Here is a 24,627-nt window from a genome sequence, read left to right as displayed (position 1 = left end):
TCAATAGATCTTCTAAAGATTACTTCTCATTTCTTGCTATGCTAAGATGGGGTAGAGAAAGGAAGGGGAAGCATGAAAAAGACAGTAAAAGTAGTTGCAGCTATTATTAAAAATCAAAATGAAGAGATTTTATGTGCGTTACGTGCCCCAGAAATGGCAATTCCGAACATGTGGGAATTTCCTGGCGGGAAAGTTGAAGAAGGCGAAGACCTACAATCTGCTTTGGAGAGAGAAATTCAAGAAGAACTCTCCTGTGAAATTAAAGCTCATGATGTTTTTAATGAAACCGTACACGAATATGATAATTTTATTATCCATCTCATTGTCCTAAACGCTTCGCTAATTAATGGTAATCCAACAAAAAGTGAGCACTCCAAACTTGTTTGGCTCAAAAGAGAAAACCTCAAATCATTGGTTTGGGCACCAGCAGATATCCCTGCAGTTAACCAACTAATAGAAGAAAAAGTGTAGTCTTCTTATTCAAGACTACACTTTCTCAGTTAATTCAATGTAAAGTTGTTGTGGAATTGTATGCTCTAAATCAAATTGTACTTCAATAGGACGCTCTCCTTTGAACGATCTTGTATTTACTTTACCCAAGTAAATAAACGGTTCTATATTACTTTTTTCGATCTCACGATATTTTCGAACGAAAAGATGAAGGTTAATTCCTCGCTCCTGATTAAAAATAATGTTTTTCCCACGTTCTGAATGTTGTGTCGTATTGTTTTGCGACTCCCATTGAAATGAGTTACGGTCTATGATTTTGTCATTATAGTTCAGTCGCTCATCAATATCTGCCTCTTTATGTAAATCAACAAACAGGAAGTAATCATTACCATTTGCCAGCAACCCTGACCCTCTGAAAGCTGAGTGACTTTTACGATAATTGGATAAGAGTGCTGAATCCATCATTTGATATTGCTCGTAAAGTTTAAAATGTGGCAAGCCAAAATATGATTCACCAAACTCTCGATCATATCTAAATAATCCGTATTCAAGTACGTCTTCTATCATTTCTTTATGTCTTGGGTTTCGAAGCAACTCATTTAACACAGAAGTACGATACAACTTCCCCCTTCGATATTCACATAATGCTGGAATTCTAGACTTTTGTCCGGAATCAAAATAATCTTGATTTAAAAACTCCATGGAATGATAGACACTATCATCATCCACATCATTTACCCATTTCATTATTTCGTCTTTTGCTTGTTCAAAAGAGATATTCTCATAATCGATTAAATAGCGTAATATACAAAAATCATAAATGCGTTTAATCGGCAACATACTAGACAACCATTTCAACGATTTCTCAAACTGTTCATATACTAGTAATCCCTTCATTCCTGATCTTTCTCTACTTTGGCTACGAATTGAAGATAGGTACCATCCTTTTTTATAAATTTAATTGGATCTGGTGCACCGTCATACTTGTGAAAATCCATCAGTAAGTATGGAATTCGCCCTGCCCTTACTTTTTTAAATTCAAAGTACTCTTCTTTTAAATATTTCATTGAAGTAAATTGTTCATTGTCAATCTGTGCTAAAATTCGCTCCTGCGAAATTCGATCCATTTGTATATGGGTAGCACCTGGAAGATGAGCAAACCCTGTTGATATGGCTACTTTTAGACTTTCCTTATCGTAATACCTCTCTCCGTTTAATGCGATTGCAATTAAAAAAGTTTTAGTATGATTCCCAATAAAATCAAGAACTGTCAGAAATTCTTTACCCGGGTGTTTTCTTAAACCTCGTCCAAGTTGTTGGATAAAGATAATTGGCGAGTTTGTAGGTCTAAGCATTAATACAGTATTAACAGAGGGAATATCCACTCCTTCGTTAAAAATATCCACTGTGAAAATAAATTGGAGTGGATTTCGATGGTCCTCCAATGCTTGTATTTGTGCTTGCCGAACTGAAACTGAATCTTCTCCTGTTAAGACTGTACTTGAAATTCCCCTTTTATTAAATTCATCTGACATGTAACGAGCATGTTCTCGACTTGCACAAAAACCTAAGCCTTTTCTCTTCTCGCCATCAAAGCTATAAAAGTTCATTTTTTCAATAATAAATTCAACTCGTTCATTTACCTTCAACCGTTTTGTAATTTCATCAAAATCATTGATGGATACATCACTCAAGTCAATGTTGTCAATGTCCGTTATACCGAAGTAATGGAAAGGCACAACAATATCATCTTCTAATGCATCATGTAGCCTTACTTCTAGTGCAACATTGTGATCAAATATACCAAAAATAGAACGACTATCTCCTCTTTCAGGGGTTGCAGTCATCCCCAACATAAAATTCGGTTTGAAATATTCTATAACATTTTGATAGGAATCCGCTGTGACATGATGCGCTTCATCATAAATGATGTAATCGAAGGAATGAGAATCAAATTCTTCGTAACACCTTGATAAGGTTTGTATGGTTGCAAAAATATAGTCACAGTGACTCTCTTTTCGATTACCGGTAAGCATTCCGAATGAAATTCCTTCATTCGGTAATAGCTTTTTAAATGTTTCTTTTGCTTTCGCTAAAATTTCTTCTCTATGTACGATAAATAATAATCTGTTAGGTCTAAGATTCTTCACATCAAAGGCTGACATATAGGTCTTACCCGTACCTGTTGCAGCGATTACAAGTGCCTTATTTTCCCCATGATCTCTTAATCTTTCTAGATTTTCCATCGCTCTCTTTTGCATGCTGTTTGGCACAATATATTCAGCTTTTTCATAGATTTGAGGAGTAGTAGCTGCGACCTGTTTAACATTTTTCAAAAATTTTTCATAGTCTTGTATGAAATGCTCATCAGCTACTGCACTTCTTGCCCATAATGCTTAAACTCCGTAATAACTTGTCTCATGAATAACTCATCTTGCTTAGAAATAATTTCTACATTCCACTCTACATTACTTTTTAAAGCAGACTGAGTAATGTTTGATGACCCTATCATTACCTTATAATAGTCTTTGTATTCGAATATGTATGCCTTTGTATGAAAACCAACATGACGATCTGTCACAAATACTCTTAAATCAACATTCTCAAACTCACGTAATTTAGTTAATGCTTTAGGATCTGTAAAGTTTAAATAGGTAGATGTAATAATCTGACCCTCTACACCTCTTATTTTTGCTTCCTGTATAGCATCAAGCACACGTTTCTAATGATGACACTAACTCTTTTAAAAGATTGGTAGACTCAGAATTAACGATGAGTTTCTCCTGTTTAATCATAATAAAATCCCTCAAATGCAAATTGAATTAAAAAAGACTTGATCAGTAAGATTATACCATTAAATTTCCATTGCTAAGGAAGGGTTTTCTTTATGAACATTTCCCAGAACAAAAGTCCATTTCAATCTCTACACTTTAAAAGCCAATCAGTTAAGCTTCATAGAAAATTGAGCTCCTTTTAGGTTGTTTGTTAGTACCATTCTAACATTGTTAAGGTGCGTTCACTTCTCGCCCCTTGCATTTAACTTCTCACTCCTCGCGTTTCACTTCTCGCTTCTTGCGTTTCACTTCTCGCTCCTTGCGTTCCACTTCTCGCTCCTTGCGTTCCACTTCTCGCTTCTTGCGTTTCACTTCTCGCTCCTTGCGTTCCACTTCTCGCTCCTTGCGTTCCACTTCTTTGGTTCTTCTACACCAAAAATCAAATAAAGGTGGGGCTGATACAAATGGACGTTAAATCGTCCTTTTGATGTCAGCCCCATCATATTATTAAATCAAGTCCCACAATATGTTTGATACGCACGTGTTGAATCTGGTGGGAAGTTGCAATATTCTTCTTGCTGCTTGGTGTGAGCATATGGTTCTGATAAAACCTCAAGCAACCTCTCCATTACACTGTAATCACCTTGCTCAACTGCTGCTTCCAAAGCTTCTTCTACTCGATGATTCCTCGGAATCAGTGCTGGGTTGTTGTCTTTCATTAGTTGGTGAGCGTCTTCTTTTGATTGCTCCTGTCTTCCGAGTCTTTCCAGCCAGCGTTTTTTCCACTCTTCAAATGCTGAGCTTTTCAATAGATTTTCTGTTCCTTCATATTCCTCATCAAATGTTAAAGCTAGGAATGTATTCGTATAGTCTGCTTCATGTTCTTTCATGAGATTAAGCAGGTCTTCGAATAGGGTTTCGTCTTCTTTTTCCTCGTTAAATAACCCGAGTTTCTTCCGCATGCCTGCTAGCCAGTGGGTATAGTAGTAGTCGGCAAATTTTCCGATTTCATTTTCTGCGATCTTGATTGCTTCTTCTTGTTCTTCATGTAGGAGTGGGAGTAGTGTTTCCGCAAACCTTGCGAGATTCCATGCCCCAATCGCTGGTTGGTTGCGATACGCATATCGTCCTTGTGTATCGATTGAGCTGAAGACGGTTGCTGGATCGAATGTATCCATAAATGCGCATGGTCCGTAGTCAATCGTTTCACCACTTAGTGTCATGTTATCGGTGTTCATTACGCCATGAATGAATCCGACGAGCTGCCATTTCGCGATCAGTTCAGCTTGACGTTTCATCACTTCTTTTAAAAGGGCAAGATATCTGTCCGACCCTTCTTCTTTTATATACGAGTAATGACGGTCAATCGTATATTCAGCGAGCTTCTTAAGATCGTCCATATCGCCTTTACCTGCAGCGTATTGGAAAGTCCCAACACGAATATGGCTAGAAGCAACACGTGTTAAAATCGCTCCTTGAAGTTCAGTCTCACGGTAGACCGGTTCTCCTGTTGTGACAACCGCAAGGCTTCTAGTTGTCGGAATTCCAAGTCCGTGCATCGCTTCACTGATGATGTATTCGCGTAGCATCGGTCCAAGGGATGCTCGTCCATCGCCACCTCTAGAGTATGGGGTTCGACCAGATCCTTTTAACTGGATATCGAAACGCTTTCCATCAGGCGTGATGTGCTCACCGATCATCATTGCCCGTCCGTCCCCTAGCATCGTGAGATTTCCGAATTGGTGCCCTGCATACGCTTGGGCAAGAGGTAATCCACCTTCTGGCGTATCGTTTCCTGCAAACACCGCTACGCCTTCTTCACCTTGAAGAGCTTCTTGATCTAAACCAAGCTTATCTGCTAATTTTTCGTTAAAAATGATCAGTTTCGGTTCACGTACTGGGTTCGGTTCTATTTTTGAAAAAAATGCTTTCGGTAATTGTGCGTAACTGTTATCAAACTGCCATCCTTGTTGGGTCATCATTTACCGCTCCTTTGCTTTAAAATTGATTTCTAAAGCGCTCTTTAGTATTACTTTTTCCGTTTTCATCTACTCTAACACATATAAAAAACTGAGTTGAATGGCTCAACTCAGTCTTTGTACTATTCCCACTTAAACACGTAGCTTGCGAGCGCAAAACCACCTACAAGCCATACGCCTAGAACCATGGTTTCGGTTCCTAACTCGAGAATTGATGTCCCGAGGTTCATCGTTTCTCTGAGTGCGGAGCTTAGATGGGCGATTGGTAGGACGTTGACGATCGGCTGTATCCAACCTGGCATATTGCTGATTGGGAAGAATACGCCTCCCAAAAACAGCAGCGGGAACGATATGAAACCAGCAATCGGTCCAGCACTTTCCGGGTTTTTCGCAATCCCCGCAATAATGAACCCGATCGACATAAACGCAAGTGTACCGAGCATGATGAAGAAGATGAGTGCGACCCAGGATCCGACCACATTGATGTTAAAGATGAGGTCTGCAATCAGGACGACTAACAACGCTTGGGTTCCATTCAAAAACAGGCGTGCTGTAATTTGAGCTGCAATAAAGGTCGATGCTTTTAACCTTGTTCCTTGCATTCTTCGTAAAATACCTCGCTCGCGCCAAGCAGAAATTTGTCCTGCGACACCGTTCATGTTGTTACTCATAATCATCATCGCAACAATACCTGGTACAAGGAAATCGATGTAACGGATTTCAAGTGCTTCTATCCCGACTTTTTCAACGGTCACAACAGGTTGATAGTCGACAAGCTCTTTACTATATTGATCGATAATACCGTTCACGACCGTAAGACCAAGTTCAGCGGTCGTTAAATTTTTCTCATTATAATAAACGGGTATCGAGGAAGGGTCTTCTCCTGCTTTTGTTTTCGCTTCATAGCCTTTAGGGATTTCAATGAGCAGCTGAATATCCCCGTTTTCAACAGCTTTCTTACCTTCTTCCACTTTTTCATATGGATTTGTTTCAATTCCTTCATTTTCCTTGAAGAGTTTTTTCAAATCCTTTGATGCATCTGTTTCGTCGAGATCGACCATTCCCACTGTTAAGGATAGTGAATTCCCTCCGCCAACAAATGAGCCTAAGGCGAGCATTAAAATAACCGGGAAGAGTAAGGTGAAGAAGATGACTTGTCTGTTCCGAGCAAAGATGCGTAGTTGCGCTAATGTTAACTGCCAATAAGCTCTCATGATTCTCTTAAACTCCTCCCTGTCATATGTATGAAGACGTCTTCAAGTGTCGCTGTTCGTGTTTGTAAATCCTCAATATTCAGATTGTGTTCTGAAGAAACTTGGATGAGAGAGGTTAATGCGAGCTGAAGATCGTCCGTATAAAGCTGCACGAACGTATCTTTAATGGATACTTCTTCAACCCCATCCATTTCCATGAACCATTCGTTTTCCGGTGGATTGGTCAATCGGAATTCTACGGTGCTCGTTGACTGCAATTTCTTCACCAAATTAGTCGGTGTATCGAGCGCAATCAGTTCCCCTTGATCCATGATGCCGATGCGATCACAGAGCACATGAGCCTCATCCATATAATGTGTGGAGAGCAGAACGGTCTTTCCTCGCTCCTTTAAACGAAGCACGATGTCCCACAATGTACGTCTTGCTTGTGGATCAAGTCCAGTTGTCGGTTCATCTAAAAACACGATGTTCGGATCATGGATGAGCGCAAGCGCAATCGCGAGACGCTGCTTTTGTCCGCCAGATAGTCCTTTAATTCTGTCGTTCCGTTTTTCTGTCAACAGCATGTCCTCAACTAACTGATTGATATCGACATGACTTGGATAAAAGCTTGCGTATAAATGAAGGATCTCTTCTACCTTCAATAATTCAAATAAAGAGGTGGACTGCAATTGCACACCGATGACCTCTTTGACTTTATTCACTTGTTTTCGGACGTCAAAGTCTGCGAGCGTCGCCGTTCCTTGATCAGGCTTTCGGAGACCAACCAACATTTCAATCGTTGTCGTTTTGCCTGCACCATTCGGGCCAAGCAGTCCGAAGATCTCTCCTTTTTTCACCTGAAACTCGACCCCATTAACCGCTACAAAAGAGCCATAACGCTTCACAAGACCTTTCACATCTACCATTGTTTCATTCTGCATAACTAGCCTCCTATTGGGACGAGGTACCTGTTCCCATGTCCCACTAAAAAAGAAACAGCCCTTTAAGAGCTGTTAGATTCTACCTCAATTATACGCGATGATGGTCGGCACGCCAATTTTGTACCGCCTTCTTGATTTCGTCCGGTGAAAGATTCTCTGACATCGAGCGTTCGACTAATGCCGGGAATTCTTCATCTGAAGCAAAACGAAGCGCAATGACCTGTTTCGTTGAAAGAGTTGGGTCTAAAAGATTCCCCGTTAACCGGTAATAACGGAAATTTTCTTCGTCCCTGATCACCCGGTCCTGTACTTTAAGCGCGTATAACCTTAGAATCGCTGCCACTAAAATCAGCGTGATGAGCATAAATAAGATCACGAGACTAAGCAGCAACTCACTCCCGATATTTCTGACGATGTACGTAATCGATAAAATAAGCGTTACAAGTGCGAGAAGCGTAAGAACTCTATGGTACTTCGGATCAATCTTTGCATGATTTTCGTAATTTTGTTCTTTCATAAGTAACCTCCTGTTTTTCTAATTATGTATAGCTTGTAAGACACCTTCATCAGTATATCGTTAATCTCCCTCAAATAGTACGATTAGGTGTTTTGCGATCATCATTTTGAGGCTTATACAAAAAATATTTATAAAAATATTAAATTTTATTAATTTTCTGTTAAATAATAATGTATGATAGAAATGTAGGAGAAAAATACTATCTTTTAGGGGGATTGGACATGAGTCAAGGGTTGGAGCAACAGGGGCGTGAGCAATGGAAATCACGCACAGGGTTTATGCTTGCCGCAATGGGGTCGGCAATTGGACTAGGTAACATTTGGAAATTCCCGTATATTACTGGGGAAAATGGTGGCGGCGCATTTATTATCGTTTATTTAATTTGTATCGCACTAATCGGTATTCCGATCATGCTTGCCGAATTTTCAGTCGGTCGAAATACCCAAAAAGATGCTGTTGGATCATTTAAAGAACTAACACCTGGAAAGCCATGGTTTATTACAGGAATATTCGGTGTTATGTCTGCATTCTTAATTCTATCATTCTATGGTGTCGTTGCAGGTTGGGCCCTGTCGTATACGACGAAAGCTATTAGCGGAGATCTTCTCGCTGTACCTGCTGAAAAAATGGCCGACCATTTCGGTGGCTTTATCGGAGCATCACTAGGTCCAATTATATGGCAGTTATTATTTATGGGACTCGTTATCATTATTGTTGTTAAAGGGATTAAACAAGGTATTGAAAAGTGGAATAAAATCTTGATGCCTACATTAGGAATACTCCTAGTTGTGTTAGCAATTCGCGGCTTAACACTACCAGGATCAGGAGAAGGTTTTTCATTCCTCTTCTCACCAGATTTCTCAGCGCTAAATGCTGAAGCTGTTCTGGTTGCTTTAGGGCATGCATTCTTCTCACTCAGCTTGGGGATGGGAACGATGATTACGTATGGTAGTTATGTACCACAGAACGTGAAACTCCCTACCGCTGCAGTAGGCGTCAGTATGGCAGATACAGGGTTTGCATTACTCGCAGGACTTGCAATCTTCCCTGCCGTATTCGCTTTCGGAATGGACCCAGGCGCAGGACCAGGGTTAATCTTCATCACACTTCCTGCTGTATTTGAACAAATGCCATTAGGACAGTTCTTCTCGATCTTGTTCTTCCTACTGATTTCAATGGCAGCTTTAACATCAGCGATTTCGATTCTAGAAGTACCGGTTGCGTACTTTATGCGTAAGTTTGAGTGGACACGTAAAAAAGCAACTTGGATCCTAGGAACGATCATTTTCTTATTCGGTGTTCCATCTTCTCTTTCACTAGGGGCATGGAGTGAATTCACGATCTTCGGCAAAGGATTCTTCGATGCAGTCGACTATTTAGCTTCCAACATCCTCCTACCACTCGGTGGATTATTGACTGCTCTATTTGTCGGTTGGGCACTTGGTAAGAAGAAATCCCTTGAAATCGGAGGACTTCGCGAAGGCGGTCTATGGGGCATGTTATGGATTTGGTCACTAAGACTTGTCGCTCCAATACTGATCCTCATCGTTATGGCATCCGTACTTGGATTTATCTAAAATTAGTAACTGGTCCCGTTATTAAAAAACACGACTAAAAGCACCGCAGATTGCGGTGCTTTTTTTCTGTGAAAAAAAAGCCCAAATTCATTATGAATTGAGCTATTTCTCGTATTTATTTGAAACCTTTTACTCCATTAAAGGTCCCTTATCTTGAATAAAGACTATAAATCCTTTTCTAAACAGTAGTGTGGTTTTCCATCCAAAACTACTTCTTTAAATTTGTTAAAACCTAATTTAGTCCAAATAATTAACCCTTTCTCATTTTCCTTATGTACTGCCAAACGTAACTTATTCTTTTCTTTTTGTCTAATGAGCTCTTCTAAATGTCGAAATGCTTCAAGAGAGTTTCCAGAACCTTGAAACTGTTTATGAATGACAAACAAACTTACCCAAGGTGTACCATCAGAGGGATTTTCTATGCAGTAATCCACTAGACCAATGTGCTTTTCAGACTTCTTGATTAATAATCGAGTGGTGTTTAGCTTCTTAGATTCTTGAAACTCAGACTCTATATCTTCAAAACTAATAGTTTGTTTATTCTTGGACACAAGATTATAGGACGGATTTGAATTCATAATCTCTAATTCAATTTTCCACTTATTAATTTCATTCTTTTCAAACATCATCACTTTTAGCACATCCCTACTTCCAATGTCGTTTATCTCTCCGGTCAAAGATTGAGCACTTACTTTTTAAGCAAGCGCCCCCTTTTCATGAAAACTTGATTTCTAGATAATATCGATCTTTCGTTTACTCTTTGTAATTTAACAGTTTATAAGGCTATTATTCTTCGCAAAATAAATATTCCAGCCCATCGAGAAAGGTTTCACGCCACCAAAGCAAATCATGCCCTCCATTAAATATTTCATACTTAACTTCATAACCATTACTGAGAAGCGTTTGGTATGTGAGTGAATTTGCGTGTTGTAATTCGTCCATTTCTAACCGTCCAGAATTCATATATATACGAACAGGATGCTTTGGTTGGGATTCTAGATAATGAACGGACCAATACTGATCATTCTCAACCTTCGTTTTTTTGTGATTAAAGGATCCTGATTGAGATATTACATTACCAAAAAGGTTCGAATGATTTAACGCAGTATAAAAAGCGGATAAACCACCTAAACTTGCACCGCATAAAGCGACATCTTTAGGATTGTGACTAACAGCGAAGGTATTACGTATCCATGGTAGTAACTCATCTGTGATAAATTTAGTAAACTGTTCATTTCCATTAAATTCATTAAAACGATCAGGACTATCCACTCCAATCATTAATGTTGGAGCTATATTTCCTTCTTCATATAAATGGTCAATCATATTAGCAACTGGAATAGCTTCTGTATATTGAAATCCATCAAAAATAATTAATAGATTTTTGGGAGTATCAATGGCATTAACGGGGTCATAGATCCATAGATTCCTTTGGTTATCCAAAAGGTTACTGGTAAAAACCTCTTTGTATATATTATGGTTCTTATTTTTTATATCCAAAGATGAAAGCGACTTACTGACTGAGAAGTATGAAACCTCTGTGTTTTTAATTTTTATGTCACCTGGTGATTCAGAAAACAACATTTTGTTGGGATTTAAAGGATCTGTTAAAAAATGTTCAAAGCGTTTCTCCCAGTTGTCTCCAAACTCATCATTTACCGAAAAGTAATATGTACTAGCCACTGGACTGTCGGTTTTAAAGGATTTCACCCATACCTTGCTATCTTCGATTTTTACCATTTCCCCTTTGTCTAACTCCCATCCTGGAAAACTGCCCAAGACATGAACGGATTTGGTTTCACTATCGCCAAAATAAATAAAATGAATACAAATCCCATCATCTATTGTTTCAATGATAGGTGTCCCCAGTGACTCAATGTAACTATATTTTCTATCATTGATAGTTTCATTGATATATGGACTTTGTACCTCTTTGATTTTCATTTATACCTCCTAATTTCTTATTATCTCCTTTTTTCACGAAAGCCCCCTAGTAGCTGAAAATTAACAAGTAATCCTAACCCTCACCCTTTTTATCGTTAGTTGAGCGGTTTCTTTCTCTCATCATTTCTAACTCAATTTGTTTCTCTTTCAAATCAATTTCTCTTAATGTTTCCTTATGCTTCAATCCATTCTTATGAGCATAATAAAGTAGAGAAAATGCAACAATTAACGGTAACCAAAGCCATTCTAACATTATTTCCCCCTCTAAGTTGTTAACTAACAATGTAATATCTATTTTCCCTCTTATATTGAATAAGGATTACCGGAAGATGATCTTCAAGAAAAAATTTATAATGCCATTAAATGTATCAATGACAAGCCCTTTGTTTTTCTTTTTCATTTTCCGATGATATTCATCCTGTTTTAGAATTGGATACTCCTTCTTCAGGTCCTTCACAATCCCACACCCCTTTTTAATTAACTACAATTTTAGCATATTATTCCAAATATTTGTTTGCATTTTCAGTGTTTGCGATAGATAACAGAATCCATAACAAAACAAAGACGGTTCTCATGCTTAAGAGCAGGAGAGCCGTCCTTTTTATTTCCTTTTACAAATCTCTGGTGGTTCACTATTCATACATTTGTTATCAATGAATGTATTGTTTGGGTTCGTAGATTTAATATCTACCGGTCTATTTTCAACGATCTGATTTTTGTAAATGAGATTATTATTCGCTTCTGGAGTTAGTTCGACACCGTTGTGATGATTTCTTGCAATCGTGTTTTCGGTTAGATTATTAAAGTCGCTATTGATCATTACGCCAGACTTCGAGTTAGATCTAATCGTGTTGCCTGCGACTTGGGCACCTTCGTTATCAAGTCGGACACCGTTTTGGTTTAAATAAAGCTTATTTTTGATGATTGCTCCAGATCCGAGACCCGATACTTCATAAACCCCATTTTGCTTATTCCCCATCATTTCATTGTTATAGATAAAATTGAATCCAGCTGTGTCTGAAATCCCGTTTTGTCCGTTATCTTTGATCCGGTTCTTTGTAATTGTGCTTCCGACAGTCGTGCTTCCTTCATAGTTGATTCCATTTTCACCATTTGAGGATATGTCGTTGTTTACAATCCACGTGTTCATTGCTTTGATCGTTATGCCATGTACTTTCGCTTTGGTGATTTTATTTTTCCACATTAATGTAGAGAACGCGAGGGACAGTTCAATTCCGCTACCATCCGTTATATTGTTGATCGTATTTGCTATGAGTGAGATGCCAGTTCCTTTTACCGTAATACCTGCTTGCGCATAGTTTTGGATCTTGAAACCTTTAACCTGCACAAGGTTGGAAGCTAACGCAAACCCAATATTTAATTTTCCTTCACCATCTAAAATTACTCGATTTCCATTCGCGATGAGGTTCAGTCCTGACTTTGAGATTGGAACAGATACTTCCTCTTTATACACGCCGTTACTGACTAATATGGTATCGCCTATAGACGCTGCATTCACAGCTTCAGAAATCGTTGGAAATTCTTTAGGAACGTGAAGGACGCCTTGTTTAACGGTATCTACTTCTTCCGGGCGAAGAAAAGGCGAGGTGATGATTCGGTTCTGCAGGATGGTATTTTTCTGATTTTTAACAACGAGGTTTTCTGGTTTGTTTCCTTTAAGAAGATTTTGATAGACGAGATTTTTCAGCGCTTTAGCAGATAATACAACACCATTGTCCATATGATCGTCAATCTTGTTCAGCTCAAGGACATTCAGAGCCGACTCAATCTTGATACCAGTTTTTTCATTATTGTTGACTAGATTATCTAATATGGAATTCCCGACCGTCTTGACCGACATGCCGTTTTGTTTGTTGCGATTAACCTGGTTCCCTAAAGTTATCGAACTTCCAATTCCAGATGGAAGATGGATCCCTTCTTGTCTATTCATAGAAACATCGTTATCGTATATGAGGTTAAACCCCTGGTCCTCAACGATACCATGCTCGTTATTCGTAACCCGATTTCCGACGATATGGTTTCCAACCTTTTGGATTCGTACACCACTCTGTCGATTGTAGCTAAATTCGTTATCGACGACCCAAACATTTTTTGACTGAAGATTAATACCATCAAGGCGAGCATGAGAGATTTTATTTTTCCAGATTAAATTGGAGAATGTTTTTTGATCAAGCTGAATACCATGACCTTCTGTAACCTTTTCAATCGTATTCCCAATCAGCTTCACACCGTATACACCAGTCACTTCGATGCCAGCTTTCACGTAATTTGTGATTGAAAAATCACTCACTTCAATGTTGTTCGCTTCTAATGTAAAAGCAGTATCCAGTTCACCTTTTCCGTTGAGGATTACCTTGCTTCCATTCGCAATGATCCGTAATGAGGCTTTGCTAGAGGGAACGGTTATGCATTCCTGATAAACGCCGTCCGCTACTAATATTGTGTCTCCTGATGCTGCTGCATTTACAGCCTGTAAAATCGACGAAAAATCCTTCGGGACGTGGATAACACTCCGATCACTACGTTCTGTATCACGCGCACTTTGTACGATGTTTGAAATATCGTCGTGATACTCTTTGATGACATGATTCCATTGTTCAAACAGCTGACTTAACGTTCGATACTTGTTTTCTGTAGTCATTTTTTTATGGCACCTTTCTATGTCACTATGAAACACGCTTTTCATAGTGCTTGTACCATAGTTTATGAACGAACCGATATCCTGACTGTACAAGTACCTAATCTCTGAAAAACAAAAGGACAATGTCATTCTTGACTTAAATCAATGACTGTTTCCACTCATTGGATTACTATACAATTAAACATAAAAGAGGGGTTGGTATGAGTTGAAGAACGTTCAGCAAAGGGCAGCTATTATTGCAGGGGTATCATTACTACTTATGGCCATTGCGGCAGGTTTCTCATATGGATATGTGCACAATTCGTTAGTCATTACAGGGGATGCAGGCGCAACATTCAAAAACATCCAAGCATCCCTCTCATTATTTGAGCTTGGTATACTTGGATGGATGATCATCATTATTCTGGATGTTCTTGTATCGTGGGCTTTTTATGTCGTATTGAAGCCGGTCCACAAAGCGTACTCGCTAGTAGCTATTTGGCTTAGACTCCTATACACGGCTATTCTCGCATTGGCTGTATCGCATTTAGTGATTGCTCGACAAACCATTCTTGAAGGGGCACAAATTCCCCCATCTCAAGTCATGACTTCCATTCTATCTTTTGAATCTATTTGGTCAATCGGCTTGATTATATTTGGTTTACACCTTTTCTTCGTCGGATTTGTTGCTTTAAAATCTTCCCGTATCCCGAAAATAATCAGCTATTTACTTGTTATTGCTGGTAGTAGTTATATGTTGATTCATCTGTTACACACCTTCTTTCCGCAATTGGAACACACAACGAACATGCTGGAAATGGTGTTAAGCCTACCGATGATCGCGGGTGAACTAGGCTTTGGAATATGGCTAATGGTGAAAGGCAGAAAAGTTACAATGACGGACTAGTCGACGATTTTTAATTCAGCTTGCTCTGATCTTTTTTTTATACGGCTTAACGATTCAGGTGTAATCCCTAAATAACTTGCGAGCTGATGCTGAGGAACCCTGTTCAAGAGTTCCGGCTTCTTTTCCTTCAATGCTTTATACCGTTCTTCAGGCTTAGAGGCGACGAATGTAGTGAAATTATCGTGCATCTCTCCCATACTCTCTTCCATCATTTTACGCAACATCTTTTCCAGGACAGGATGTGCTTCTAACATGTCCTGTTCTGTTAATAAATCACCAACCACCAACACACACTCTTCCAGGCAGCTTAACGCATATTTTGATGTTTTATCCTGACTATGCTGGTTGAATATCGTTACACTTTCTTGCTCGGTAAAGAAGTTGAAGGTATGCTCTTTTCCATTTTCATCAACAGCGTACTGCCGTACCATACCTTTTAGAACGAAAAAACATTGCGTTGGAACGTCACCTTGCTGTACTAAAACGGTCCCTTTCTCAAACGTTTCAACACAGATATCTGCTGCAATTTTTTCTAATTCAGGCTCACTTAAATCAGTAAACCGATTCATATAATCGATAAGGATTCCCTTCATTTCCCTTCCCCTCTCACTAACGACTCATTAATACTAGTATATCAATGATTCACATCATCCGATTACTCCTATGTTAGAATAAAAGAATCGTTTTCATGAATTTAGCAGGCATAGGAGTGTACGCTCAATGAACAAGAAAGATATAGCTGGATTGCGCAGACAATTGAAAGTGGACAATGACTTAATGAAGATCTCGGACATTTTCAACGTATATATTATGAAAGAAACGACAGACATTTATCATTATCAGAGCCAGCCGTTCGAAATGCTCGACCGGGATCAACAGGAGCTATTTATTAAAAACTTCAAGAAACTGATCACCGGACAGGTAGATGAAAAGCTTTTTGAATTAAAGTTCAAGCGGGACGCAGACAATCACAGCCAGCTTATCCTACATAAAGGCTTACTAAGCAAAGAGGTTGAAGACTGGAAGGATCAAATGCTTCAAATGACGGAGAAAATGATCAAAGACAATCCGTATGAAAAGGATGTCGTGATCACCTTCATCCGCGCCGAATATTTGAAACCGATGAAAAAGCGAAATGATGAAGCAGAAGAAAGTGAACGAGATGCGGTTTACTCCCACCCCTTCATCCTTTGCAGCATCAATAAAACACAAGAGGCAAAAAGAGAGCTCGTTTTTGACTATGTGGAAAAAGCATTCAAATACAATATTGATGTAGACTCCGTCATTGATCTCGACACACCGATGACTGGATTTCTTTTCCCTGCCTTCTCAAACGGCGCATCGGATGTGAACCATGTTTTATACGCAGCGAACAAAGCAAATGAACCGGATTATAGATTCATAGATGAAGTGCTGAACGGTGACCATACAATCACTGCCAAAGAAGATAAAGAAGTGTTTGAAGAAGTAATGAAGGATGTTATGGGCGATCAGCTCACCCCCTCTACTCTCGCGAACGTATACCGGGAGATCAACACGATGGTCGAGGAAAACGAAGATGACGAAGAACCAAGGCTTGATTACAAGAACGTTGAACGTGTCTTAAACCAAAGTGGCGGGGAACAAGTCGAATCTGAAAAAGTGAAAGCCGCTTTTGAAAGAATCACAGATAACGAATCTTATGAACTAAAAGCAAGTAGCGTCGTACCGAAATACAAATCGAAGTCGATTAAAATTCAAACGAAAGTCGCCAACATCTCCATCAGCCCACAAGACCTCGAATACGTCAGGCAAGTCAATTACAAAGGCAAACGCTGTATCATGATTGAAGTAGAAGAAGACGTGGACATTGAAGGGTTTAGGTTGTTACCTGAAGCGTTTGGGGAGTAGATAATAGAAGGCGGTTCTGTTGCTTTATGGTAGAGCAATTGAACCGTTTTTTATCCAAAATACACTTTTACACTACCTTCCTCATGCGCAGTTGATAAACATTGCTCTATAAAATTGAATATTTGCTTTAGATCAATATCTGTCTTAGAGACCTCCTTTTTTCCGAAGGTTTTCTTATAGTCATTCATAGCTTTTTCAAGTTGTTGTTTGGATATGATTGTACTGCCTCCATTCCCACTCACTCCTGCATGAAATTCCTCCGCATTCAGCAAATTGTACAATATGATAGAGTTGTAATTTCCCATACTAAAACGAGCATAAGCAATATCCTCTCCTGTTTTATTTACACCAAAAATATCGTGTCCCATAAGCACATCCTCCTTAATATTAATTTATTCGTAATTGTATGCATACTTCTTCTTAAAGGTATGAACTCGGTATTCACCTCCTTTCCTTTGTAATCGCTTGAAAGAATTAAGGTGGTTAGAAGATTAAAATGAAGGTTTTATAGAATTAGAGTGAAGAATAGGTACTGTTTCTTTAGGAATCTTACTTTTGGAAGGGTTTATTACAGAAGTACTTTTGATGAGTAAAAATTGAAACAAAGAGGTATTTTGTGGTTGTTTTGTAAATTATTCCATTTTATGTAAAGGTTGTCAAGATAAAAAATAGATTCTTGACAAGACAGTAGGAAAAAAATTGTTCAGCTATAATCCACACGTGAAGTCGATGAAAAACGGAAGGAAGGTTCATCTGCTTATTTCAAATGAACCACTCATTCTCCACTACTCTGGCAACCTCATTGCCACAGGTTTTACACTTTCCTTTTAATAGCACTCCATACGGATTATTGACTATAATGAAATCAACTATGGTGACAGCATCTCTACAATTAGCACAAAAAACATTCTGGATGAGATTACTTCTAATATCTTTAGGTATGGTTAACCACTTTTTATTAGCTTCCATTTTCAAGACTCCCTCTCTCGACTAACACCTGACGGATGCAATTGGGACTATTCTTTCAGTGCGTGCATAAGAATCCAAAAGAAACGTCCCCTAGGCACTCCAAAACATACTAAAAGATATCCCGAAAATTGAGGATATCTTTTACTACTAAATATTTTCATTTCATAATAACCTGTGCCACACACTCCACGTGCGTCGTATGTGGAAACATATCTACTGGTTGGACTTGCTGTGTTTCATATCCGCCTTCTTCTAGGATGGCGAGGTCTCGGGCTAGGGTTGCTGGGTTGCAGGATACGTAGACGACTCGGTTTGGTTTCATGTCTAGGATTGTGTTGAGTAGGGTTTCGTCGCAGCCTTTTCTTGGTGGATCGACGACGATGGTGTCGGCTTTGATTCCTTTTTCATACCAGGCTGGGATGACCGTTTCTGCTTCTCCTGCTTCAAACTCCACGTTTTCCATTCCGTTCAGTTCTGCATTCCGTTTCGCATCTTCAATCGCTTCAGGAACAATTTCCACGCCGTACACCTGGTTCGCTTTTTGAGCTAGGAATAGCGAGATCGTACCGATGCCACAATACGCATCTATGACCGTTTCGTTTCCTTCAAGCTGTGCGTACTCGAGTGCTTTATCATAGAGCACTTTCGTTTGAGTCGGGTTCACTTGGTAGAAGGAACGAGCTGAAATGGCAAATTGAATGTCTCCGATCGTGTCGTAAATGTACTCGTCACCCCAAAGAACTTCGGTTTTATCTCCAAAAATGACGTTCGTTTTCTTCGGGTTGATGTTTTGGACAATTGATTTCACATTCGGAATACGATCGATGATGTTTGCCACAATATTTTTCTTATTCGGTAGTTCTTTTCCTTTCGTAACGAGAACGACCATGATTTGATTTGTGTTTTGGCCATACTTCGCAACGACATGGCGGAGCGTTCCTTTGTGGGTGCGTTCATTGTAGGCTCGGATGCCATAATGGTTGGCAATCTCTTTTACCGTCTGGACGACAAGGTCGTTAGCTTCCTGTTGGATCAGGCATTCCTTCATGTCGATAATCCGATGGCTTCCTTTTTGATAAAATCCAGTGATCAGTCCGCCTTCTTGTTCTCCAACTGGTACTTGCGCTTTATTTCGGTAGCGCCAAGGATCGTCCATACCTAAGACAGGTAATACGTTGACGTCCTTAAGCTTGCCGATTCGCTCCATCACGTCTTGCACTTGTTTTTGTTTGTATTCAAGCTGTCCTTCATATGTCAGGTGTTGAAGCTGGCAGCCGCCGCATTGCTTGTAGATCGGACATGGTGGTGTTGTTCGGTGCTCGCTTTCTTTCGTTAGTTCCAGCAGCTTTCCGAAACCGAAGCCTTTCTTCGTTTTGGTAACCTTCACTTGTGCTTCTTCCCCAGGTAACCCTCTAGGTACGAAAAGGGTATAACCATCTACCTTCGCCACACCTGCACCATCATGGGAAAGGTCTTGGAACGTGACGTTCACGATATCATTTTTTTGGACTGGTAATGCTTTTTTGGACATTTCTTTTCCTTCTTCCGCTCGTAAAATTCTTATCTGATTGTAGCACAATACGTTGTCAGTAAACAAAAATGGTTGCGGATTTTTCATTTGGAGATATTTGGGCATAATGATACGTAACAACTTGATTAGAGGTGTATACATGAAATTCGTTAAGATGCCCTTAGTGTTTGCGGTAGTGGGATTCATTTATGGATTTTCTATCGGTGGCCTTCCCAATGCCTTTAGTTATGCCATTGGCTTTTTCGTAGGAGGTTTTACGTACCGAGTATTACGTCACTTACTCATTATCAATATAAAGAAAACTTGGTAAAGCCAAGCCTTTAGGTGAAGGCTGAACCATAGTTGCACTTATACTGAAGAAAGAATTCATTCTTTCTTTAAGTGTGAAAAACATCAGCCCCAAGCGTTAATCGCTTAGGGCTTGTTTTTTTATATTTTAATCCATCGTATTCCCTTCTGCCGGGATTGGGTTTTCTTTAAGAATACGTGCCATGTGGATAAGATTGTGGCTCATCATTTTGATATTTTTCTCGGTGAATTCATTTTTTCCGTCTGCGTCCATGTAAGAGGGTCCTGGACCTGCTTCTCCTACCCAATAGGCGTCAACGTTCGGCGGAATCGTGAAACCGATGTGTGACAGGGCATAAAGAACGGACCGAGCAGCATTTTTCGCGCCGTCTTCATTTCCTGTTATGACAACTCCACCGACTTTATTGTAGTAGATCGCTTGTCCTTTTTCATTCGTATGCCCGCTTGCCCCGTATAGGCGTTCAATCGCATGCGCAGCAATACTACTCTTCTCCCCTAACCAGAGTGGTGTTCCAATGATCAGGATGTCAGCCGCCTTCACTTTTTCATGAATTTCAGGCCAGTCGTCACCTTCACCTGTATCATCCGTAATACCATAGCCTATGTTATAGTCTGCAAGGCGTACAATATCGTATGTAACATCATGCTCCTTAAAGATCTTCAGGGATTCATCAATCAGGGCTTGTGTGTGGGACGTCTCATCGCTTGATTTCAATGAACAATTCAGTACAAGTGTATGTAATTTCAATTCGATTTCCTCCTTTTGCTTCATATAGGGCTTATTCCCTAAATGAGTTATACATAAGCGTAGTTGTTCAAGTTCAAACATATCGTGGTGGTATTTCATGGTAAAATAACGGCAAATGCAAAAGTAATGAGGAGGAGATGTATTGAAAATCAGATTATTTGTCTTCTGTAGTTTAATAGTCATGTTAATAGGGTGTACATCTGAAGAAGTTGTGGAAGAAAAAATGATTTTACCAGAGAATACGCCTGACTTCGTAAAGGAATCCGATATCGATGCAATAAGCTGGGACAACAAGGCTGTAGAATTTGGTCGCCGGTACATGATTGGGAACGAAAACAAAACAGGAATCATCGGTGCCGATATGCCCAGTCTAAATGGCCAAAAGTGGATGTGGCACTTGTGGGATGTACCATCACAAGTAGAGCTGACCGTTGTCGGCTACCATAAAGAGACTGATTCGGTTCATCAAGTGTTATATGAGAGCGAACGTAAAACTCATTACTGGTCAAAGGAAATGGCCGGACCGAATAACGGCGCTGATGCGCACATGCCATCAAATGTAAAATTTCCTGAATCAGGTGAGTGGGCATTTCTCGTCTATGCAGATGGTGAATTATACGACATTGTTGTGATGGAGGTATCTTAAGAAAATAAGGGAGGATACATAGTGAGTCATACTTTTAAGGTGCTAGGTTGGGTTTTTATTGGGCTAGGCATCATCAGTTCCTTTATCATGTTTGACGGTGGGGCTGTGTTCGTTTCTATCTCCGTTGTAGTCTTTCAATCGCTCTTCTTGTTTGCAATTAGTGAAATCTTAGAGCATTTGGATCGTACAGCAACGAAAACAACCGAACTCGAAGCCATTAAATACGAACTAAAGAAAGTCCGTAGTTTGTTAAAAGAATCGAAGTAAGAACCTTAATGTAAAAGGCACCGGTTTCCGGTGCCTTTTTGTTATTGCTTTGCGAGTACCTGATCCACGAACATCTTCTTACCGTCCGTGTAAGCTTTTTCGTTGTCAGGGTAGCGTTCTGCAAGCTCTTGTTTGTGTCGTTCGTATGCGTTTGCAGTTTCGGGATGTTCGTTCAAATAATCTCTGAAGAACGTGTGCGCTTTCCACCAGCCGCCGTTATGCTCAACGACATGGAGGATATGTGTTTTCGTAAGATTTTCTAAGCTCGAAAACTTCGCAAAAACAACCTTCCCTTCTAACACAACTTTCTTTAATCGGAAATAGCCTTGTTCTCTCAGCTTTTCCTCGTCAAAAGCTTTAATGTCCTCCATAGCTGTTACACCAACGAGAATATCAATGATTGGCTTCGCTTGGATCCCATTAATAGCGGTACTCCCCATATGCTGGATATCTTCGGCTTGATCCCCAATCAATGAATTAAGAAGCGTTTTCTCCTCGTCAAATAAAGATCTCCAACTTGAATCATGTGAGGCCAAAATGACCTTGCCTTTATTTACTCCTAGCACAAAATCCCTCCAGACTGTTTAAGGTTTCTCTATTTTTACTTAATCGGTACAACGATTGATTTCCCATTTGGTCTTACAGCAGCATATTTAGATATGCGGAGGAAAGATTCCCCTTTCACTGTACCGTCAAAAGAGAGAACAAATTCTTTTACTAAACCATCCTCAGTACTGCGGTAGTCTGTATCGTTTACGGACTCTAACCCCACTTTCCCGTTGGTGCCCGTAAGTTCAGCTTCCAGTACGCTGAAGTTGTCATCTGCCGTCAATAAGATTTCAATCTTACCATTCTCCTTTTTGATTTCATCAATAGAGATTGTTTGATCATCTAGTTTGAACGTGCCTTGTTTTAGCGGTATTTTTTGCTCTGATTCATTCGTCGTTAGACCGCTTTCAAGTATGATGGTGAGTTCTTCCACATCATCTAACGGTTCGAATTTCACATCAAATGTGTTACCAAATAGTCCAGAGCTATTTCCTTGCCCTTGCTTTTGAATCAGTTTTCCATCTGCTCTTAATTGAATTTCAAAGCCTTGAGAAGTCATTTCACTATGCCAAGCTTTTTTATCCTCAACGAATATTTTACCTGTAAAAACAGTTTGCGTTGGTGTTGCGACCATTTCTTCAAACACATAATCTGCGCTACTCGTTTTAATCGTTTGATTAATTTTCTGCTTATATTTCGTCATCATGGCCTTTGAACGGTCTAGTTCAAATGGTATCTCCACATTCTTACTAGGATCATTATCATAACTCAGTCTAAATGTCAGCTCTCTAGCGAAGGGATTGGGTGGTTCAAAGGACTGTGCAATTGTCATTGAGGTATTGTCATCACTTGTCGTTGCCCTACCTGAATCTGGTGTAATTTCTCCAAGGAAACCGTCTAAAATCCCTCTTGTATTAAGATAGATATCCTCAACCTTCTGCTTTGGATCGTAAAGGGTATAGAAAAGAATCAGTTGATTATCATCCAGCATCAATCCATCAAGCGTCAACTTTCCTCCATCTGGAAGGTCTGCACTCTTTCCAATGACCTGACCTTTCCCTTGTTCGTTCAACTCACTTAAAGAGTCCGTCAATATATCGTCATAACCAAGTATCTTCTTTCCGTAAAAAGCGATCGTATCAAATTGGTAGGTGAAAAAGAATACAAATATAAACGATGCAGCTATGAGGAAGGGTTTTTTGAAATGATTGCTCTGTTTTGTCGGAGCTTCATTAAGCTTTGATCGCAACCGCTCTTCTAAGGCTTCAGGTGCCTTCAATAATCGTATTTTCTCTCCATCTTTTCTCAAGCTTTTTTTGATATCACTCATAAGTATTCACCTCCAAGGTGTTCCTTGAGCTTTTTGAGTCCAGTAGAAATTCTTGATTTGACTGTTCCTAGGGGAACGTTTGTTAAGCGGGCAATCGTTTCATAGTCATAATCGAGCCAGTATCTGAGCTGAATGGCTTCTTGCTGGTCCTTATTCAGCTGTTCCAAGTGTGTTTTCACGTCCAATTTATATATGCTGGTCTCTCCTTCTTTTTCTTGAAAGTGCTCATGATTACTTTTCAATACTGTCGTCTTCTTTCGTTTTCTTAAGATGTCATGGCACTCATTAACGAGGATGGTCTTGCTCCAGCTATAAAAGGATTGTGATTTGTTCAGTCGGCTAATCTTTTCGTAGAGAATGACGATCATGTCCTCAAGGGCATCCATCGCATCTTCCTCATGTCGTAAATAGCTATACGCGAGCCGGTAATACTCATCCTTTCGTTCCAATACGAGCTGTAATAGTGCTTCTTTATCCCCACGTTGTGCTTTCCGCACCAGTTTTTTAATTTGCAATGTCTCCCCCCTCTTTCTTACTTGTTAGAGTCATTAATCCTACGAAAAGTTCAAATGTTTTTTAAAATTTTAAAGAAAAGACCTCCACACGGGAAGTCCCTTACAAAAACCAGATTACGGTTCATCGCACTCCTTAGGTTCGTAATGCTCAGCTTGGCTAGGAGGTTCTAAGCCAGTACTTGACCAAGAAATCTGGCATATTTCATCCTTTATGTAATACGTATAGGTCCACTCTTTCTCACTTTGAAAGGTGACATTTAGTTGATAGGCGTTATAACGAGGTGTTGTCCTTCTTTCAATCTTCCAATCTTCACTTGCATACTTATTTGACAAATAATGATTAAGCCGCTCTTCACTTTTGGTGATTTGATATTCATACCAGATTGGACGGATGGCAAAGAATAATAGGATTGCCATTGTAATGGATGTAGCGATTATGATAGTCACTTTTCTAACGTTCTTCGGTACAAAGATTGCTACCAAAAATACAAATGCAATCACACCAGCTGCCATCATCATTTCTATTCATACAACGGGACTCATTAACCTTCCTCCTCTTAAAGTCATTTGTGGATCTACCATATTGCACCTAGAAAACTTTCAATTAAAACATTTGTTTAAATGGAAAAACGTAGTGAGATCAAAGGTTTATTAGCGTCAATCAAATGTTTGTTTGAACTCTATAATAATTTGTCGACTGTTTTTCGAGGTGAAATCTTTCCTTGTTGAACCCCTTAATCCATTCAGGTTCTATTTTCGGTACCTGACAAGAGCACTCTATCAATTAAACGTTTATTTGAACTGCAAATCCCTTCTACAGCAATTGATTAGGTCCCTTAATCAAATGTTTGTTTGATAGTTTGAAAATTTTGTCGAGAAGGTTTTAGATTCTTTTATGCTATGTCTTGCTGAAATCATCCACCTTTAATTTTCCCATATACATTCAC

General features: G+C 39.5%; 29 protein-coding genes. 7 read left to right on the top strand and 22 right to left on the bottom strand.

Translation table 11 applies throughout. From position 1 onward, the window contains the following. The first annotated feature begins 72 nt into the window (after positions 1-72). Positions 73-471 carry a (deoxy)nucleoside triphosphate pyrophosphohydrolase gene (locus tag L2716_RS15770; protein WP_236337965.1) on the top strand — a complete coding sequence of 133 codons (399 nt, stop codon included), beginning with the start codon at positions 73-75 and terminating at the stop codon, positions 469-471. Between the two features lie 15 nt (positions 472-486). On the opposite strand, the gene L2716_RS15765 is transcribed toward L2716_RS15770, so the two are convergent. The 8 genes from L2716_RS15765 to L2716_RS15735 all read right to left on the bottom strand — a co-directional run bounded on the left by L2716_RS15765 (position 487) and on the right by L2716_RS15735 (position 7,857). Beyond that, on the bottom strand, positions 487-1,347 hold the full coding sequence (locus tag L2716_RS15765) for a DUF3427 domain-containing protein (RefSeq protein WP_236337964.1): 861 nt from the start codon (positions 1,345-1,347) through the stop codon (positions 487-489). Further along, the gene (locus tag L2716_RS15760) at positions 1,344-2,786 is read right to left on the bottom strand and encodes a DEAD/DEAH box helicase (RefSeq protein ID WP_236337963.1); all 1,443 of its coding nucleotides are present in this window, start codon (positions 2,784-2,786) and stop codon (positions 1,344-1,346) included. The genes L2716_RS15765 and L2716_RS15760 overlap by 4 nt, the downstream gene beginning before the upstream one ends. Before the next feature lie 35 nt (positions 2,787-2,821). Beyond that, entirely contained in the window at positions 2,822-3,166 is a 345-nt protein-coding gene (locus tag L2716_RS15755; protein ID WP_236337962.1) for a phospholipase D-like domain-containing protein, read from the bottom strand. A gap of 328 nt (positions 3,167-3,494) precedes the next feature. Further along, positions 3,495-3,617 (bottom strand): hypothetical protein, encoded by a 123-nt coding sequence (locus L2716_RS18360; RefSeq protein WP_268964078.1) that lies wholly within the window; start codon positions 3,615-3,617, stop codon positions 3,495-3,497. A 119-nt stretch (positions 3,618-3,736) separates the two neighbouring features. After that, positions 3,737-5,203, bottom strand: a complete 1,467-nt coding sequence (locus L2716_RS15750; protein WP_236337961.1) for a protein adenylyltransferase SelO — start codon at positions 5,201-5,203, stop codon at positions 3,737-3,739. A gap of 122 nt (positions 5,204-5,325) precedes the next feature. Next, positions 5,326-6,417: an ABC transporter permease gene (locus L2716_RS15745; RefSeq protein ID WP_236337960.1), complete on the bottom strand. Its 1,092-nt coding sequence runs from the start codon at positions 6,415-6,417 to the stop codon at positions 5,326-5,328. After that, positions 6,414-7,340 carry an ABC transporter ATP-binding protein gene (locus L2716_RS15740; protein ID WP_236337959.1) on the bottom strand — a complete coding sequence of 309 codons (927 nt, stop codon included), beginning with the start codon at positions 7,338-7,340 and terminating at the stop codon, positions 6,414-6,416. The genes L2716_RS15745 and L2716_RS15740 overlap by 4 nt, the downstream gene beginning before the upstream one ends. Positions 7,341-7,428: 88 nt before the next feature. Further along, positions 7,429-7,857: a DUF6526 family protein gene (locus L2716_RS15735; protein WP_236337958.1), complete on the bottom strand. Its 429-nt coding sequence runs from the start codon at positions 7,855-7,857 to the stop codon at positions 7,429-7,431. Positions 7,858-8,078: 221 nt separating this feature from the next. Here L2716_RS15735 and L2716_RS15730 point away from each other — a divergent pair, with 221 nt between their 5' ends. Continuing rightward, a complete protein-coding gene (locus L2716_RS15730; RefSeq protein ID WP_236337957.1) occupies positions 8,079-9,434 on the top strand; it encodes a sodium-dependent transporter in 1,356 nt (451 codons plus the stop codon). Positions 9,435-9,598: 164 nt separating this feature from the next. Here L2716_RS15730 and L2716_RS15725 read toward each other — a convergent pair whose 3' ends face one another. The 5 genes from L2716_RS15725 to L2716_RS15705 form a co-directional block, all read right to left on the bottom strand. Next, on the bottom strand, positions 9,599-10,060 hold the full coding sequence (locus L2716_RS15725) for a GNAT family N-acetyltransferase (protein WP_236337956.1): 462 nt from the start codon (positions 10,058-10,060) through the stop codon (positions 9,599-9,601). Between the two features lie 160 nt (positions 10,061-10,220). After that, positions 10,221-11,378: an alpha/beta hydrolase gene (locus L2716_RS15720; protein ID WP_236337955.1), complete on the bottom strand. Its 1,158-nt coding sequence runs from the start codon at positions 11,376-11,378 to the stop codon at positions 10,221-10,223. Positions 11,379-11,451: 73 nt separating this feature from the next. Further along, the gene (locus L2716_RS15715) at positions 11,452-11,631 is read right to left on the bottom strand and encodes a hypothetical protein (RefSeq protein WP_236337954.1); all 180 of its coding nucleotides are present in this window, start codon (positions 11,629-11,631) and stop codon (positions 11,452-11,454) included. Positions 11,632-11,697: 66 nt separating this feature from the next. Beyond that, positions 11,698-11,835 carry a hypothetical protein gene (locus tag L2716_RS15710; protein WP_236337953.1) on the bottom strand — a complete coding sequence of 46 codons (138 nt, stop codon included), beginning with the start codon at positions 11,833-11,835 and terminating at the stop codon, positions 11,698-11,700. 144 nt (positions 11,836-11,979) lie between these two features. Beyond that, positions 11,980-14,040, bottom strand: a complete 2,061-nt coding sequence (locus L2716_RS15705; RefSeq protein WP_236337952.1) for a right-handed parallel beta-helix repeat-containing protein — start codon at positions 14,038-14,040, stop codon at positions 11,980-11,982. Between the two features lie 205 nt (positions 14,041-14,245). On the opposite strand from L2716_RS15705, the gene L2716_RS15700 reads away from it, so the two are divergent. Beyond that, positions 14,246-14,926, top strand: coding sequence for a DUF4386 domain-containing protein (locus L2716_RS15700; RefSeq protein WP_236337951.1), 681 nt, complete (start codon positions 14,246-14,248; stop codon positions 14,924-14,926). On the opposite strand, the gene L2716_RS15695 is transcribed toward L2716_RS15700, so the two are convergent. Continuing rightward, a complete protein-coding gene (locus tag L2716_RS15695) occupies positions 14,923-15,519 on the bottom strand; it encodes a Crp/Fnr family transcriptional regulator (RefSeq protein ID WP_236337950.1) in 597 nt (198 codons plus the stop codon). The two genes, L2716_RS15700 and L2716_RS15695, sit on opposite strands and share 4 nt — an antisense overlap. Positions 15,520-15,646: 127 nt before the next feature. Between L2716_RS15695 and L2716_RS15690 the strand changes: the two genes are divergently transcribed. Beyond that, entirely contained in the window at positions 15,647-16,816 is a 1,170-nt protein-coding gene (locus L2716_RS15690; RefSeq protein WP_236337949.1) for a DUF4317 domain-containing protein, read from the top strand. 50 nt (positions 16,817-16,866) lie between these two features. Here the strand turns inward: L2716_RS15690 and L2716_RS15685 are convergent, their stop codons facing one another. The 3 genes from L2716_RS15685 to rlmD all read right to left on the bottom strand — a co-directional run bounded on the left by L2716_RS15685 (position 16,867) and on the right by rlmD (position 19,316). Next, positions 16,867-17,184 carry a hypothetical protein gene (locus L2716_RS15685; protein WP_236337948.1) on the bottom strand — a complete coding sequence of 106 codons (318 nt, stop codon included), beginning with the start codon at positions 17,182-17,184 and terminating at the stop codon, positions 16,867-16,869. A gap of 394 nt (positions 17,185-17,578) precedes the next feature. Then, positions 17,579-17,785: a hypothetical protein gene (locus tag L2716_RS15680; protein ID WP_236337947.1), complete on the bottom strand. Its 207-nt coding sequence runs from the start codon at positions 17,783-17,785 to the stop codon at positions 17,579-17,581. A 157-nt stretch (positions 17,786-17,942) separates the two neighbouring features. Continuing rightward, a complete protein-coding gene (gene rlmD / locus L2716_RS15675; protein WP_236337946.1) occupies positions 17,943-19,316 on the bottom strand; it encodes a 23S rRNA (uracil(1939)-C(5))-methyltransferase RlmD in 1,374 nt (457 codons plus the stop codon). Between the two features lie 139 nt (positions 19,317-19,455). Between rlmD and L2716_RS15670 the strand changes: the two genes are divergently transcribed. After that, on the top strand, positions 19,456-19,626 hold the full coding sequence (locus L2716_RS15670; protein WP_236337945.1) for a hypothetical protein: 171 nt from the start codon (positions 19,456-19,458) through the stop codon (positions 19,624-19,626). Positions 19,627-19,752: 126 nt separating this feature from the next. Here the strand turns inward: L2716_RS15670 and L2716_RS15665 are convergent, their stop codons facing one another. Beyond that, positions 19,753-20,373 (bottom strand): flavodoxin family protein, encoded by a 621-nt coding sequence (locus L2716_RS15665; protein WP_236337944.1) that lies wholly within the window; start codon positions 20,371-20,373, stop codon positions 19,753-19,755. 142 nt (positions 20,374-20,515) lie between these two features. On the opposite strand from L2716_RS15665, the gene L2716_RS15660 reads away from it, so the two are divergent. Further along, a complete protein-coding gene (locus L2716_RS15660) occupies positions 20,516-21,019 on the top strand; it encodes a hypothetical protein (RefSeq protein WP_236337943.1) in 504 nt (167 codons plus the stop codon). A 21-nt stretch (positions 21,020-21,040) separates the two neighbouring features. Next, on the top strand, positions 21,041-21,286 hold the full coding sequence (locus L2716_RS15655; protein ID WP_236337942.1) for a hypothetical protein: 246 nt from the start codon (positions 21,041-21,043) through the stop codon (positions 21,284-21,286). 41 nt (positions 21,287-21,327) lie between these two features. Here the strand turns inward: L2716_RS15655 and L2716_RS15650 are convergent, their stop codons facing one another. From L2716_RS15650 to L2716_RS15635, 4 genes are all read right to left on the bottom strand, one after another. Continuing rightward, a complete protein-coding gene (locus tag L2716_RS15650; RefSeq protein ID WP_236337941.1) occupies positions 21,328-21,852 on the bottom strand; it encodes a GrpB family protein in 525 nt (174 codons plus the stop codon). Between the two features lie 35 nt (positions 21,853-21,887). Next, positions 21,888-23,165 (bottom strand): DUF4179 domain-containing protein, encoded by a 1,278-nt coding sequence (locus tag L2716_RS15645; protein WP_236337940.1) that lies wholly within the window; start codon positions 23,163-23,165, stop codon positions 21,888-21,890. Further along, positions 23,162-23,680: an RNA polymerase sigma factor gene (locus tag L2716_RS15640; protein ID WP_236337939.1), complete on the bottom strand. Its 519-nt coding sequence runs from the start codon at positions 23,678-23,680 to the stop codon at positions 23,162-23,164. Before L2716_RS15640 ends, L2716_RS15645 begins: the two co-directional genes overlap by 4 nt. A gap of 114 nt (positions 23,681-23,794) precedes the next feature. After that, positions 23,795-24,199, bottom strand: coding sequence for a hypothetical protein (locus tag L2716_RS15635; RefSeq protein WP_236337938.1), 405 nt, complete (start codon positions 24,197-24,199; stop codon positions 23,795-23,797). Positions 24,200-24,627 lie beyond the last annotated feature (428 nt).

This window comes from Pseudalkalibacillus berkeleyi (assembly GCF_021608225.1).
GTDB lineage: Bacteria > Bacillota > Bacilli > Bacillales > Fictibacillaceae > Pseudalkalibacillus > Pseudalkalibacillus berkeleyi.
This window is presented reverse-complemented; position numbering and strand designations above follow the sequence as displayed.